11 protein-coding genes are annotated in these 14,696 nt (G+C 39.1%); 9 read left to right on the forward strand and 2 right to left on the reverse strand.

The features are described 5' to 3' along the window. Nucleotides 1–7: 7 nt before the first annotated feature. The 3 genes from RYH73_RS11620 (at nucleotide 8) to RYH73_RS11630 (ending at nucleotide 2,889) form a co-directional block, all read left to right on the forward strand. Nucleotides 8–511: an SRPBCC family protein gene (locus RYH73_RS11620; RefSeq protein ID WP_335313601.1), complete on the forward strand. Its 504-nt coding sequence runs from the start codon at nucleotides 8–10 to the stop codon at nucleotides 509–511. A gap of 146 nt (nucleotides 512–657) precedes the next feature. Continuing rightward, nucleotides 658–1,491: a sialate O-acetylesterase gene (locus RYH73_RS11625; RefSeq protein ID WP_335313602.1), complete on the forward strand. Its 834-nt coding sequence runs from the start codon at nucleotides 658–660 to the stop codon at nucleotides 1,489–1,491. Nucleotides 1,492–1,845: 354 nt separating this feature from the next. Beyond that, a complete protein-coding gene (locus tag RYH73_RS11630) occupies nucleotides 1,846–2,889 on the forward strand; it encodes a bestrophin family protein (RefSeq protein ID WP_335313603.1) in 1,044 nt (347 codons plus the stop codon). Nucleotides 2,890–3,001: 112 nt separating this feature from the next. Here the strand turns inward: RYH73_RS11630 and RYH73_RS11635 are convergent, their stop codons facing one another. Further along, nucleotides 3,002–3,862: a hypothetical protein gene (locus tag RYH73_RS11635; protein ID WP_335313604.1), complete on the reverse strand. Its 861-nt coding sequence runs from the start codon at nucleotides 3,860–3,862 to the stop codon at nucleotides 3,002–3,004. A gap of 469 nt (nucleotides 3,863–4,331) precedes the next feature. Between RYH73_RS11635 and RYH73_RS11640 the strand changes: the two genes are divergently transcribed. Beyond that, nucleotides 4,332–4,952, forward strand: coding sequence for an FMN-dependent NADH-azoreductase (locus tag RYH73_RS11640; RefSeq protein WP_335313605.1), 621 nt, complete (start codon nucleotides 4,332–4,334; stop codon nucleotides 4,950–4,952). Between the two features lie 29 nt (nucleotides 4,953–4,981). After that, on the forward strand, nucleotides 4,982–5,434 hold the full coding sequence (locus RYH73_RS11645) for a GNAT family N-acetyltransferase (RefSeq protein WP_335313606.1): 453 nt from the start codon (nucleotides 4,982–4,984) through the stop codon (nucleotides 5,432–5,434). 83 nt (nucleotides 5,435–5,517) lie between these two features. Here the strand turns inward: RYH73_RS11645 and RYH73_RS11650 are convergent, their stop codons facing one another. Further along, nucleotides 5,518–6,519 carry an alpha/beta fold hydrolase gene (locus RYH73_RS11650; RefSeq protein WP_335313607.1) on the reverse strand — a complete coding sequence of 334 codons (1,002 nt, stop codon included), beginning with the start codon at nucleotides 6,517–6,519 and terminating at the stop codon, nucleotides 5,518–5,520. A 505-nt stretch (nucleotides 6,520–7,024) separates the two neighbouring features. Between RYH73_RS11650 and RYH73_RS11655 the strand changes: the two genes are divergently transcribed. The 4 genes from RYH73_RS11655 to RYH73_RS11670 all read left to right on the forward strand — a co-directional run bounded on the left by RYH73_RS11655 (nucleotide 7,025) and on the right by RYH73_RS11670 (nucleotide 14,438). Next, the gene (locus RYH73_RS11655) at nucleotides 7,025–7,603 is read left to right on the forward strand and encodes an RNA polymerase sigma factor (RefSeq protein WP_335313608.1); all 579 of its coding nucleotides are present in this window, start codon (nucleotides 7,025–7,027) and stop codon (nucleotides 7,601–7,603) included. Nucleotides 7,604–7,690: 87 nt separating this feature from the next. After that, complete coding sequence (locus tag RYH73_RS11660) at nucleotides 7,691–8,881, forward strand: FecR family protein (protein WP_335313609.1); 1,191 nt, start codon at nucleotides 7,691–7,693, stop codon at nucleotides 8,879–8,881. Between the two features lie 271 nt (nucleotides 8,882–9,152). Beyond that, a complete protein-coding gene (locus tag RYH73_RS11665; protein WP_335313610.1) occupies nucleotides 9,153–12,521 on the forward strand; it encodes a TonB-dependent receptor in 3,369 nt (1,122 codons plus the stop codon). A 24-nt stretch (nucleotides 12,522–12,545) separates the two neighbouring features. After that, a complete protein-coding gene (locus RYH73_RS11670) occupies nucleotides 12,546–14,438 on the forward strand; it encodes a RagB/SusD family nutrient uptake outer membrane protein (RefSeq protein WP_335313611.1) in 1,893 nt (630 codons plus the stop codon). Nucleotides 14,439–14,696 lie beyond the last annotated feature (258 nt).

Below are 14,696 nucleotides of genomic sequence, written 5' to 3' on the forward strand. Positions count from 1 at the left end.
AAATAAAATGAACAGCAATTTATTATTTGACTTCACCGTCAACAAAGAAAAGAGAACCATCCACATCAGCCGTGAATTTGATGCCAGTCTTGAATTGGTCTGGCAAGCATGGACAACCCCGGAATTACTTGATCAATGGTGGGGACCGCAACCTTGGAGAGCCGAAACGAAGACTATGGATTTTCGGGAAGGCGGCTTTTGGCTCTACGCCATGGTAAGCCCGGAAGGTGAAAAGCATTATGGCAGAACCAATTTCATTTCTATTGTAAAAGAGCAATCATTTGCATCAAAAGGTGGATTCAGTGATGAAAACGGTACGATGAATCCTGCGCTTCCCCAAAATTTATGGGAGAACAATTTTATACCGGGCGATAATAAAGTTCGTGTGGATATGTTACTGACTTACGATTCGCTCGCCGATCTCGAAGCAGAGCTTGAAATGGGCTTTAAAGAAGGTATGACCGTGGATTTTCAGCAGTTGGATGAATTGCTATCGACGTTGAAAAGATAATAAACCTGCGTCTTTAAAAAAACAAAAGTCGGTTTTGGAATTGTCATGAACGAAATGGTAGTACATGTTCAATGAACTGTATTATAAAAAAATAAATAGATAAATTTGATTTTATTGATAGTAATATTTTTAAGACAGGAAAAAGAATGAAGTCATTTTTGCTAATTGGGCAATCAAATATGGCCGGGCGCGGATTTATACATGAAGTACCTCGTATTTATAATGAAAGAATTGCGATGCTGCGAAATGGTAGATGGCAGATGATGACGGAGCCTATTCATTTTGACAGACCGATTGCAGGCGTAGGGCTCGGTGCGTCATTTGCAGAGGCTTGGTGTAGGGATAATGAGGGTGAAAAAATTGGTCTCATTCCATGCGCTGAGGGGGGGAGCTCCGTTGATGAGTGGTCGACAGATGGAACATTATTCCGCCATGCAATAAATGAAGCAAAGTTTGCATTGGAAGACAGCGAACTGGCAGGAGTGCTATGGCACCAGGGAGAAAGTGATAGCCAAAATGGAAAATACAGTACATACAATGAAAAAATATCACTGATCTTTAACGAAATAAGAAGCGTCTTATCCATACCTACTACTGTTCCTTTTATTATAGGCGGTTTGGGCGATTATTTGGGTAAGGTGGCATTTGGCGCCGGGTGTGTAGAATATCAACGCATTAACGAGGAGCTTCAAAAATATGCGCGGGGTAAAGAGAATTGTTACTATGTTACCGCTAAAGACCTTACAGCTAACCCGGACGGCATCCATTTCAATGCGATGTCGCAGCGAATATTTGGCATAAGATATTATGAAGCGTATCTGAAAAGAGAACACATATATGAACCCTTAGCAAATGAAAAAGTGTTAGTGGATAATTGTCATAATAGGGTGAATACTTCGGCCGAAAAAAAACACATAGCACTGGAACGATTTACCTCGGGAAAGATTACTTATGAAGAGTTGATGAAGTTTTTTTCGTAGAAACCGGTAATTTCTTAAAAAGCCATCTCTTAAAAGCGATGGCTTTTTTTTATTTTTTATAAACTCCCTGCAGACCCAACAAAAACTGTTTATTTTTTGACAAAAAGACAAAAAAAAGCGCCTAAAAAACACATCTATACGTTTTACAGCATACATTTAAACGAGAGCATTTCAACCTTAAGGGGAGTCGGTTTTTTTTCTAAAAGAACAATTAATCGATTCTGTTTTGAGTATTTACAATTTTCGACAAGAAATTTTATATCATCCAAAAAGCGGTGACATTAAATTTCAATTAAAACACAGATATCCACCATGAATTGTCATTAAAATTTTATTATTTTAAACAAAAAAATTATGCTGGTAAAAAGAAGCTTATCTCCACGGGTAATTTATGAATTCGCAGGACATCATATACTCTGGCTAACTGGATGGATGTTGACGGTGACGCTTGGATATTATTTTACGCATTTAACATTTTTCACACTACCCACGCTACCCATTACCCTTATAGGTACGGTGGTTGCATTTTACGTTGGCTTCAAAAACAGTGAGGCCTACGACCGACTTTGGGAGGCCAGAAAAATTTGGGGTGCTCTTGTAAACGACAGTCGAAAATTAGGTGTTTTAATTAAAAGTTATAAAGATGAAGCTGCCGAAGAAGGTACAGACAATGCAACAAGGAGAAGGATTATATTGCGGCACATCGCTTATTTATATCAATTGCGGGAACAACTACTAGTACCCGCAGAATGGGAACATGTGGCTGCCAATGGAAATATTTTGAATGCCAGAGTGGGAAGATACAATCGTAAGAGAAGAAGAAGATATGAAAGCCATTATAGAAACGAATTGGAAAAAGTTTCCCAAAGAATGGAAAATTACTATCTCACACCGTCGGAAAAGGAATATTTAAAATCTTATAGTAATAAAGCCACTCAAATACTTGATTTGCAAACTCAAGACATTCAGAAATTGTACGAAAGGAAGTCTATCAATTACATTCAGCAAGTAAAAATTCAAGATATTCTAAATAATTTTTACGATGGACAAGGAATGTGTGAGCGTATTAAAAAATTTCCGATTCCGAGAAAATATGCAGGGTTCAGCTATATTTTTACCGGTATTTTTGTTTTTTTACTGCCATTTGGATTAGTTGGCGAATTCAGTAAATTAGGAGATATTTGGGTACTAATGAGTATTCCGTTGAGCGTAATTGTAGGATGGATTTACGTTGTGATGGAAATGATCGGAGATTATTCAGAATTCCCTTTTCAAGGTCTACATAATGATATTCCGATGCTTTCTATCTGTAGAGTTATCGAGATAGACATGCTTCAAATGATTGGAGAAGATGATATTCCGCCGGGTATAGAATCAAAGCACGAGCATTTGATATAAATTCAATTTCTACTGGTAAAATGAATGCAAGGTTGTGGCAACAGGACCTTCACGTATGGTCATAGGATTTCTCTTCAAAAGCGAATTGGGCAAAGTGTCCTAATTCGAAGAGTCAATTTGGAAACTTTTCCATCATTATTTTTAATGCGGGTTCAATCGCTAAAATATGACCATGTCCGAAAACCACCATGACTTTATCATGTATTTTTAACTCCGCATTTATTTTTTCAAGTAAAACGGAATCTCTTACAATTTTGGATGCCCGGCCTATTGCACAGTATTTACAATCGGGATTAACATAATCAAAAAGTTCAATATCGGGATTAATAGTCATTTCCAAATCATGGCCGATTTTAGTACGATATAGTTTTTGATATCCCGAGAAGGTTCTCAGATCCTCATCAACTGGAAAGCCTTCGTCGATAAACCATTTTTGAATTACCAATTCGTACAAATCTTCAAAGCTTTTGCCTTGATGAGCACCGTTTAAATAAGGCACTATTAATCGTTCCATGATGTAATACAAAAGTAAATCATCTTTGGAATGCTTGTTTAGCATTATTTTATATTCCAATGAGTCTTGCACGTCACCATTGAGCAACTTTTTGTTGTTTAAATCGCTTAAGTATTTCAACAATCCGGCTTCACCGCTCGATGCAACAGCCTCTTTCTCGTCTTTGAACTCCTTAGTAATTTGCCCACCTTCATTTAGTGTTACATCCGGACTAAATTCTTGAAATAGCTCTTTTAAAACACTTAACTGCGGATCATTACTGTTATATGTATGTGCAATACCTATTGCCAATAAACGCTTGTTTTCATTGTTGAATTTTAAGGTATATGGTAATTGAACTGAACTGAACAGTTTACCTACTTCAACGTAATCTCTAGAATACTTGATGAAATGTTTCTTTGGGGTACAAGCAACAACGCACAGGATGACAAGGCTAAAGATCCAAAGCTGTAACTTCATGATGTCTCTAATTTTTGTTAATGTAGAGTAAGGTACCAAGTATTTTTAAGATACGGTAATTTTATTGGGATCAGACTTGATAATCGAACTTTTTAGGCTGCTAGGGCTTTGCGAGAAAATGGTATTCTTGCGGTATTGTCATGCTAATCTCAAAAACAACTGGACTACTTAGCATGCTTTTACTGGTACCTGAAGTCCCGATTGCGTTCTGATAACTTTGTATAGTCAATAACTAAAGCGAAAGATTCCATGAAAAAACATTTTATTTCAAACTCAGATGCTTCAGTAAGAATGTTTAAAAGTAATTTGCTCGAAGCGTTTTCTAAAGTTCATTTTTTAGTACCGCTTTATATTTATCTCCCGGTTAGTATGTTTCGCCTTTGCAAGGCGGACTGACAGGAGTTCCAATATCGGAAGGTGCGGCCTACGCATATACATCTACACTAAATAGGAATTAACCAAAGTAAGAATGAACAAATTATTAGTAATAAACGCCAGTGCACGCAAAGAGCGGTCACTAAGCAGATACATGACAAATGTATTCGTTGAGACCTGGAAAGAAAAACACCCGGATAGTAAGATTTTTTACCGTGAAGTTGGAAAAGGGAATATTCCTCATGTTACAGAGGAATGGATTGCAGGGGCTTTTAAACCAGCTGAGCTACGAACTACCGAGGATATTGAAGCGCTTAAAGTGAGCAATGAACTGGTAGCAGAGCTGAAGGATGCCGATATCATTGTACTGGGTACGCCGATGTATAATTGGTCGGTACCCAGTGTATTGAAAGCTTATATAGATCAAGTACTGCGGGTAAACGAAACTATTTTAATTACTAAAGATAATCCCGAAAATCCATATACCGGATTGTTAAAAAACAAACAGGTCTATCTGTTAATGGTTCGCGGGAATAAGGGGTATGCGCCGGGGGAGTTTTATGAGCACATGGATTTTCAAACAAACTATCTCAAAACAGTCTTCCGAATTATGGGGATTGAAGATATTAAATACACTGCCCTAAACGGTGTCGGCCTTGGTCAAGACCCCTCAGAGACTGCAGCGGAGAAGGTTAGGCAATTAATCAACAAGTAATATCAAATCTTTTTAATAATTATCACTTAATGATTTTAACAACAGTAACAACAAGAGAGCAAGTGGCATTCTGTAAGGATGCACTATTTGCATTTAGAACCAATCTGGATGAACGCACTTATATTGACCTGATCATGGAGATGATTACCCACCAGGCCTTCAAATTGGTTTATATACCCAATGAAGATAATACCAAGGCCGCTGCATTTATTGGTTATCGTACCCTGCATATGCTAATGACAGGCTGGACAATCTATATCGACGATCTGTATACCGACCCTGCATACCGGGGTATGGGATATGCGGGATCGCTACTGGATCATGTGGATCATGAAGCGACAATAACAAACATTCAGTTTATCCATCTTGACAGTGGATACGCCTTACATAATGCGCATCGGCTCTACTTAAATAAAGGATTTGTGCTTGCATGCAATCACTTTGCTAAAGGTTCGTTTCTGACGAATAATCCGCGTGAATAAGATTTTAGAGGCTATCAGAATGGTTGGCGGCACTGATTTTTCCATACTGCCAACCATCCACCGAGTGCCCCTTGCTAAGCTGATTATTTGATCAAAAAAGCCTTCAGTGGTTCTATAAAGCGATCAAAAACCTCTATATGCGGCAAATGTCCGACATTCTCCAATTCGACTAATTGCGCGTTGGGAATTTTCTTTTGAGTTTCCTTTCCAAGAATCTGATATTGTCCCATTTTCTCGCGCAGGGCTTTATCCTTTACGTTCGCTTTGCCAATCGCTGTACGATCTCTGGTCCCGATAATTAACAAAGTAGGAATCTTGATATCAGAAAATTCATAGACTATAGGCTGCGTAAAGATCATGTCTGAGGTTTGGGCATTATTCATAGCCACAATAGGATAATCAGGATGCTTTGTCCACCCAGTAAGTAAGTATACCCATTCATCGTATTCTGGTTTCCATTTATTGTCGTAATAAAAACCCAACTGGTAGTCTTTTGCAGTTTCGTAACTAGCCTGAAGCTCACTTTGATAGTTTTGATCGATCGATATATAGGGAGTCACCCGTTTCCAGTCTTCCAACCCAATCGGGTTTTCCAAGATAAGTTTTTCAACTTTTTCGGGATACATGAGGGTAAAACGTGTAGCTAACATCCCCCCCATGGAGTGGCCGAGTAGATACACTTTATCGATCTTCAATTTGCCCAATATGGCTTTGGTATTTTGTGCCAGTTGCTGAAATGTAAACTGGTAGCCGATAGGTTTGGATGATTTTCCGAAACCGATCTGATCGGGTACAACCACTCGATAACCGTCCGCCGCCAATGCACTTATGGTTTTCTTCCAATAAGCTCCATTAAAGTTTTTCCCATGCAGTAACAACACGGTTTTTCCGTTCGTTTTTTTTGGTTGTACATCCATATATGCCATCTTCAGCTCCTGATTTTGAGTTTTCAAATCCAGGTAATGTACCTCAAAGGGATATTTATAGTTCCCGAGCATAATATCTAATACAGGACGGTCTGCTTGGGCAAAGGCTGAAAAAGAAGATAAAAGGAAGATCGTCAGTAAGAAGTTGTTTCGTTTCATTTGGACTTATTTTTGTGTCTCCACCGATGTATACGATTCACCTGAATTCTTCACCGATTTGCCATTGATTATTTGCTTAACCTAATCTGTGTTTTTTTGTTTCGTCTTACAATCCAAGTTCATGGCAAGCTAATTTACTATTAATTACTTTAACATCACTCCATTTACCTAGTTCCGTCAAGCAAACGTCTCCAAATCTTGGCATTTTTACTGTACTTTTTTGTGCAAAAATTGATATGATCGGTGTTTTTCGCGGATCCGTATCTCTTAGTTATTGTTCTCCCAAATATTTGTTGTTTTGGATATTGTTAGCTACTTTGGACCCACCATATTGTAGATCTTCAATTAGATTGTTTATCGTTTTATACTCTTTTTGGTTTTGCCTAGTTATATTTGAAGAACGCGGATAAGGAGACAGATTTGAGAAAGATGAACTAGGTTTCATTTAGAGCAATGTCCTATAGGAAAGCAAGTATGTCATTGAATTAAAGAAATAGCTAAATTGATGGACCACTCCGTTTTGATTAATTATCTACACGATGACAATGATGCAGGCCTGATAGGCATATATCACCTCTACAACAAGCCTTTGCTTTATTTTGTGCAGCGTTATCTTAAAAACTATCAATTGGCGGAAGAGGTAGTTGCCGATGTATTTGTCAAGGTTTGGGAAAGAAGGCAGCAGTTTGCGAATATTAACGCGCTACGTGCATTTCTTTATATTGCGGCAAAGAATATATGTCTCAATAAATTAAGAGGAGACCGGATATTTAAAGATGCCGAAAATATAGATGATTATGATCAGCTGCTAACGGAGGATTCGGATGCGTTTACCAAGATAGTGCGTGCTGAATTGTTGAAAAGTATTATGGACCAAGTTCAGCGACTGCCCGACAAACAACGACAGATCTTCCATATGACCTTTATTGATGGAATGAGTATGGATGAAATAGGTATGCATCTAGGTATGTCTCCAAATGCGGTGTATACGAATAAGTCAAGAGCGCTTGCAACTTTAAGAGATCACATAAAGGCAAAGGATTCTTTGTTTGTGGTTATACTCTTTTACTACTTTTTTCAGTAACCTGAATCTGTAAATATATTTTTTTTTAAACTTTCTGTAAGGTTTTCCAGATTCTTGTGTTTCTATGTTGATACGTAACCAAGAGCCATGCAAAACCTAGATCGAATAGTAGCGTTATTAAAGGGATATCTGAGCGGTAACCTCACCATCAAAGAATCTACCGAGGTTCAGCAACTATTGGAGAATCATCCTGATCTTATCGAGTTGGCGAACGAATTGAAAGACGTCAACCACTTCGATACGGCATTACAAGAGTACGAAGCACTGTATAACGAAGTCAATGGTAAAAGGGAACAGCTATTGTTGACCAACATCCTGCTGCAGATCAATAATAAGAGAAAGCAAAACCAAGTACGCCATCTTAGACGAACGATAATTCGGTACAGCATAGTTGCTGTGGTTTTTATGGTTTTAGTTACAGGAGTTTTTTTTCTGCAAAACCACGATTTTCTGACGCTGCCGAAGGAAAACGATCAGTTGTTAAGCGAAAATTTTACTCCTGGGTACAACAAAGCCACGTTGACTTCCTCTAATGGGCATAGTCTCGAGCTTAGTGATACCCATATTGGTATCGTCGTCAACCAAAATATTGTTTATAATGATGGTACTGAGTTGGCGATCGGACAACATGCTATTGAGCATGCGCAATTCACCTTGTCTACCCCCAAAGGCGGTCAGTATCAGGTTACCCTTGCTGATGGAACAAAGGTATGGCTTAATGCAGCTACTATTCTCCGGTACCCTCAAAAATTTATGAATAACCAACGAACAGTTGAATTAGAGGGAGAAGCCTATTTCGAAGTTGCAAAAAATGAAAGAGTCCCCTTTATTGTTCGTACAAAAAATGAAAGTGTACGGGTATTGGGTACGCACTTCAATATCAGCACCTACAGGGATGAAGCTACCTCTACGGTTTCTCTTTTGGAGGGGAGTGTGACCGTATCATTGCCCAATAAAATAGCTCAAATTCTTAAACCTGGACAACAATCGATTGTGCGCGCGGATCGAATAGACATTCAACCTGTAAATACAAACGAAGCCATAGCATGGAAAAATGGTGAGTTTATGTTTAATAGTGAAAGCTTGGTAAGTGCCATGAATAAAATTGCCCGTTGGTATGATATTGAAATTATTGTAGAACCGCAATTAAAAGATATAGCCATATGGGGGACAATATCACGGAATGAAAAGTTCGATAAAGTACTCGAACTGATCAAACTTGTAGACAGTCGTATAAAATTTAAAGTAGAAGGAAGGAGGGTCTCACTCATGAAATAATCTTACTGCCAGGTAAAAAACTAAAAGCCGAAGAAGGTGGTGCTTCTCCGGCATGAGGTTCCAATTCTAAAAAGAGATATCGCATTTTTTTATAAACTAAAACCAATTAAAGGTAATGAAAAATTACATTTTATCATTGGGAGCAGGCCTGCTATGTCCCAAATATAAATACCTAATTATAATGAAAATGATAGCCACACTGCTTTTTCTTATGCTGTGTCAGGTTCGGGCTAAAACTTTTGGGCAAAATATCAACATTTCAAATCCGAAGATGCAGATAATAGATCTATTTCGAGAGATTAAGAAGCAAACAGGATATTCGGTTATCTGCAATGCGGAGATTATAAGAACAACTTCTCATCTAAATGTTGATATACATAACAAACCTCTGTTCGAAGCATTGGATATGATTTTGTCTCCTCACCAACTAATGTATACGGTGCGGGGCCAATCCATCGTTGTTCGAAAACAGGCGGAGAACGAGAAGAAGGGTAACGCAGTGACGATCCACACGGAGCCCCAACAACGGATCACGGGAATGGTAACGGGTCCGGACGGCTCTCCCCTAGCGGGCGTTACCATCAAACTGAAAGGGAAATCCATCGGTGAGGTAACAGATAGCCATGGCACCTATGGTATTGAGGCGTCCAATGGGCAAATGCTTCAGTTTAGCTATCTAGGTTATGAATCAATGGAAATATTAGTTGGGAATGATTTGACTATCAACGTTAAGTTACAGCCGATAAACGAAGCATTAACGGAAGTAGTTGTCGTTGGCTATGGTACCCAGAAAAAAGCGGTAGTATCCGGTGCAATAGCTAGCGTAAAAGGCGAAGATCTCGCCAAATCGCCCTCTGTTAATCTTTCAAATTCTTTTGCCGGCAGGTTGCCCGGGGTAACCGCTATGCAAAGTAGTGGAGAACCTGGCTATGACGGTTCTACACTCCGTATTCGTGGCATTAATTCGCTACCAGGAGGCAACAGTAGCCCCTTGATCGTCATCGATGGCGTACCGCAACGAGCTGGCGGCCTAGACCGGATCAATCCGAACGATATAGAAAGCGTCTCTGTATTAAAAGATGCTTCAGCTGCCATTTATGGCTCCCGTGCAGGTAATGGTGTTATTCTCGTCACGACCAAACAAGGTAAAATGGGTAAAACGCAGATTTCCTATGACTTTACTTATGGGATACAACGTCCGACACGTACACCAAAAATGGTAAATTCTGAACAATATACATCGATCATCAATGAGGTAACAGGCGTATATCCGCAAGATCCTGCAAAGTGGTCGGAAATTTGGCAGGCGTTTAATACGGGTACAGGTGCTTACAATCTACCTTCAGGGACCATCAACCCTGAATATAGTCCTGAAGAAAGACAAAAATATAGCGATGGATCAGACCCCCTACGTTATCCAAACACGGATTGGTTTGCTGCTGCGATTAAAGATTGGTCGCCACAGCAAAGGCATAATGTGCAAATAAACGGCGGTACGGAAACGACAAAATACTTGATATCCTTAGGCTATTTAAACCAAGATGCTATTTATAAAAACTCAGCTACATTTTACAAGCAATATGATCTACGTGCAAACCTAGAATTCAATTTTGGCAAATATGTTACTGCAAGATTAGGGATAACAGGTCGAGAAGAAGCACGTAATTTTCCGACCAGGGGAGCTGGAGATATTTTTAGATTTCTTGTGCGAGGTTTGCCTATCAATATTGCCACTTGGCCTAATGGGCTTCCCGGCCCAGACCTCGAAAACGGTGCTAATCCAGTGGTAATTACCACCGGGGCTACAGGATATGATAGAAATACACGAGATTACTTACAAAATACGGGGTCGATAGATATTAAAATACCAGGTGTTGACGGGTTAAAATTAACGGGGACCGCTTCAATTGACAAGTATTGGGGGCGATCGAAAAGATGGGAAACGCCTTGGACCTTATATGATTGGGACCAGGTGAGTTTTGAAGCGGATGGTGTTACACCAAAATTATCGGGTTATATACCAAAGGGAATAGAACCCAAAGCACAACTTCGGGAAGCTACGGAAGATCAGTTGGCCATCAACGTTTCAGCCTTGCTTTCTTATGACAAGGCAATCAAAGGTGGCCATAATATTTCAGCAATAGCTGGATTGACACGCGAAACCGTTACCAATAATGGTTTTTATGCAGCTCGAATGGATTTCCCCTCAATATTGGTAGAACAGTTGAATTTCGGCGACCGCGTGCGCCAAACCTTGGGTAACGAAAACACCTATGATAGAGCACGATTGAGCTATTATGGTAGAATAAACTATAATTATCAAGAAAAATATCTTTTGGAATTTAATTGGCGGGTAGATGGATCGTATATTTTTCCGCCAAACAAAAGGTTTGGTTTCTTTCCAGGGGTGTCAGCTGGTTGGCGTGTATCGGAAGAAGGTTTCTTTAAAAACAAGGTTGCTTTCGTGAATGACCTAAAGCTCAGAGGTTCTTGGGGGCAGATGGGAGCAGAAGCATACTATGATGGAAGTCTTCAAGAATATAAGTACTTATCGCTAATGAATACTGGACAGGGTGTATTCAGTGACTTACTCTATCAAACCATTTACGAAAGTACCATTCCGAATCCAAACTTCACGTGGGAAGTCGCCAACAATAGCAATGTTGGTCTGGATGCCTCTTTTTTGAATCATAAGTTAGCGTTGGAGCTGGATTTATTTTATAATAAACGTACAAGTGTTTTAACAAAAAACCCCGGTGTAGTTCCTATTAGCACGGGTATCTCAGGTAATTTACCTATTGCAAACTTGGGTAATCTTATCAATAAAGGTTATGAAATTAAATTGACCTATACCGATAAAGTAGGTGATCTTTTCTATAATATAGGAGTTAATGGGGGCTACGCAAAAAACAATGTTCAATATTCTAGTGATGTAGCCAATACATTGCCTTATCAAAAACAAATCGGAAAAGTAACGGATTCGTGGTTAGTTTATCTGTATGATGGCGTCTTCAAAGATCAAGCTGCTATTGATGCGAATACTATAGATTATACTGCTCTTGGATTAAAAAATGGAACCTTATTGCCCGGGGACATGAAATATGTCGACTATAATGGCGATGGTAAAATTACAAGCGACGATCGCGTACGATTGGATCATAATGGTACACCGACTTTTACAGGAGGCCTCATTCTTGGAGGACAATACAAGGGCTTTGATTTCAATGTATTGATACAGGGTGCTACGGGTGGTATGCGCAGAATAGGCCCTACGGAATCAGGATTAATAGGAAACTACCTCGAATGGAACTATGATCATCGATGGACGATCGATAATCCCAGTGATACAGATCCGCGTCTTACCAATCGTTCAGACACTTATTATACAACAACAGATAATACCTATTGGATCCGCAGTACTAATTATATAAGGTTAAAAAATATCGAATTAGGGTATACCTTGCCCACTGAGTTGGTAAATAGAATAGGCCTGAGCACCCTTCGCTTTTATACCAATGGTATTAATCTGTTAACCATTGATAAAATAAAGATATGGGATCCTGAGGCAGATAATAGTACAGGTCAATTTTATCCGCAGTCCAAAATTATCAGTTTTGGAATAAAGGCAGTATTTAATTAGGTTGTAAATAATAAAATAAGTGAAATGAAGACATTAATGAAAAATAGGATTCTTTATATATATACTGTTCTATTGTTGTTCATAACAGCCTGTAGTACAGATTTTTTAGATGTAGCTCCTCGCAATGCTTTCACAGATGAGACCATATGGCAGGACCCCGTATTAGCGGAAAAGTTTGTCAGCGATATTTACAACGTTTTTGAAGCAAGTAACTCCGGCTTCACTGAACAGATGCAGGCTTCAGCGACTGATGAATCCTTATGGAACCATACCGATGCTTTTCTTTTGTTAAATACGGGCGCTATTAATGGTGCAAATGAGGGCTGGAGCGGTACATCAAGATGGTGGGAACGTATGTATACCTATATCAGGTTTAGCAATATTGCAATCGAAAGGCTCGTAGATGATACCAAAAATGGTATCAGTGATCAAGAAGCAAAAAATAAATTATTGGCGCAAGCCTTTTTTATTCGTGCTTATTGCTATCACCAGCTGTTGAGATATTATGGTGGAGTACCACTTATTACTACTAGCTATAGCTACTCGGAAGATCCAATCATTTACGAAAAAGAGCGTGGTACTTATGAGGAATGCGTTAATCAAATCATACAGGATTGTGATGAGGCCCACAAGCGATTAGGAGACGCAATACTTGAAAAAGGACGGATTAATGCCCTTACTATTTTGGCACTAAAAGCACGAACTCTACTTTATGCAGCAAGTGATTTACATGATCGGGCAAAACTTACTGCTAAAATCACCGATCTAAATGATCTATCGGAGAAATTGCCCTTGTTGGCTTACATGGGTGGTTCACAGCAAGACCGGTACCGTTTGGCACAAGCTGCTGCTAAGGCCGTGTTAGATGCCGGAAGCGGTTATAAATTAAATCTTACGGAACCTGTAACACCTAGCCAAGGTAGCGTAAATTACAAAAGTATTGCCATGGGAGGAGGTAGTAAAGCTGCAGGCATTGATGTAGAAGCTGCATCTGATATACTTTATGCGCGCTATTTTATTACTGAACAAAGTTCGACGCATGCCCGAGACAATGGTCCGAATGGTTACAACAATTGGGGAGGTAACCAACCTATAGGCCTCCTAGTAGATGATTATGAAATGAATGATGGAACTAAATTTGATTGGAATAATCCCGCCCATAAAGCAGCACCGTATAAAAATAGAGATCCCCGCTTTTACGCGTCCATATTATATGATGGTGCGGACTGGAAACCAAGAAATAATCCCTTAGATCCGGCTAACCAAATACAAACAGGGGCATATGACTTAATGGTAGGCGATAAGTTGACAAAATTTTCCGGATTAGACACAAAACAGGGTCCTAAGGAAGCACATAATGGAACGTGGACAGGTTATTATATTCAAAAATTTATTGACCCGGACCCCAATATTATTGATGCACAAGCAAGGCAGTTTGTGCCATGGCCCTATTTTAGATTTACAGAAGCTGTATTTAATTATGTGGAAGCCTGCATTGAATTAGGTGAAACGGAAACGGCAAAAACCTGGTTAAATAAAATTCGGTTCAGAGCAGGTATGCCTGCTATCACAGCGACAGATCAAAATGCCCTAAGAGAAATATATCGTCATGAACGCCGGATAGAAATGGCCTATGAACAACAGCGTTTTTTTGATGCGCGTAGGTGGTTAATTGCTGAAGAAACGATTGGTCGGAAAGTTACGATCGTTAAGATTGATGGAACATTCAAGCCCGGAAAAACATTGTCAGGTATTTACAAACATGATGAATCTATTTACAATTATAGCTATACCCCACAGGAATTTAATAGTAAAGAAAATCGTGTATGGAAAAATCAGCTGTATTTTCTGCCTCTTTCGCGGGACGAAATAAGGAAAAATCCTTTGCTAGTTCAAAATCCCGGATATGTAGAATAATGGTTATTGTACAATAAAGGCTGACATAGAAGTATCAGGCATTTTATTTGCATAGGTTTTATACAATTTAACAAGCTTTAAAACTCGTTTAAACGAGTTTTAAAGCTTGTTTTTATCGTACGGACACTTAAAAATGTGGGTACAACCTTACTGAAGTTCCTGTATCCTAAGTTTAATTTGTCTATGCCCCGTGAGATCAATTTGCCGTATCTCGGTTTGTATTTGCCTAATCTATGGGATACCCTTCCGGAATTTGAG

It is taken from the genome of Olivibacter sp. CPCC 100613 (genome assembly GCF_036959255.1).
Lineage (GTDB): Bacteria > Bacteroidota > Bacteroidia > Sphingobacteriales > Sphingobacteriaceae > Olivibacter.

Excerpts from the sequence above, each read along its gene's own strand:
- RYH73_RS11620 (WP_335313601.1), top strand. The coding sequence starts at position 8 with ATGAACAGCAATTTATTATTTGACTTCACCGTCAACAAAGAAAAGAGA.
- RYH73_RS11625 (WP_335313602.1), top strand. The coding sequence starts at position 658 with ATGAAGTCATTTTTGCTAATTGGGCAATCAAATATGGCCGGGCGCGGA.
- RYH73_RS11635 (WP_335313604.1), bottom strand. The coding sequence starts at position 3,862 with ATGAAGTTACAGCTTTGGATCTTTAGCCTTGTCATCCTGTGCGTTGTT.
- RYH73_RS11655 (WP_335313608.1), top strand. The coding sequence starts at position 7,025 with ATGGACCACTCCGTTTTGATTAATTATCTACACGATGACAATGATGCA.
- RYH73_RS11630 (WP_335313603.1), top strand. The coding sequence starts at position 1,846 with ATGCTGGTAAAAAGAAGCTTATCTCCACGGGTAATTTATGAATTCGCA.
- RYH73_RS11665 (WP_335313610.1), top strand. The coding sequence starts at position 9,153 with ATGCAGATAATAGATCTATTTCGAGAGATTAAGAAGCAAACAGGATAT.
- RYH73_RS11650 (WP_335313607.1), bottom strand. The coding sequence starts at position 6,519 with ATGAAACGAAACAACTTCTTACTGACGATCTTCCTTTTATCTTCTTTT.
- RYH73_RS11670 (WP_335313611.1), top strand. The coding sequence starts at position 12,546 with ATGAAGACATTAATGAAAAATAGGATTCTTTATATATATACTGTTCTA.
- RYH73_RS11660 (WP_335313609.1), top strand. The coding sequence starts at position 7,691 with ATGCAAAACCTAGATCGAATAGTAGCGTTATTAAAGGGATATCTGAGC.
- RYH73_RS11645 (WP_335313606.1), top strand. The coding sequence starts at position 4,982 with ATGATTTTAACAACAGTAACAACAAGAGAGCAAGTGGCATTCTGTAAG.
- RYH73_RS11640 (WP_335313605.1), top strand. The coding sequence starts at position 4,332 with ATGAACAAATTATTAGTAATAAACGCCAGTGCACGCAAAGAGCGGTCA.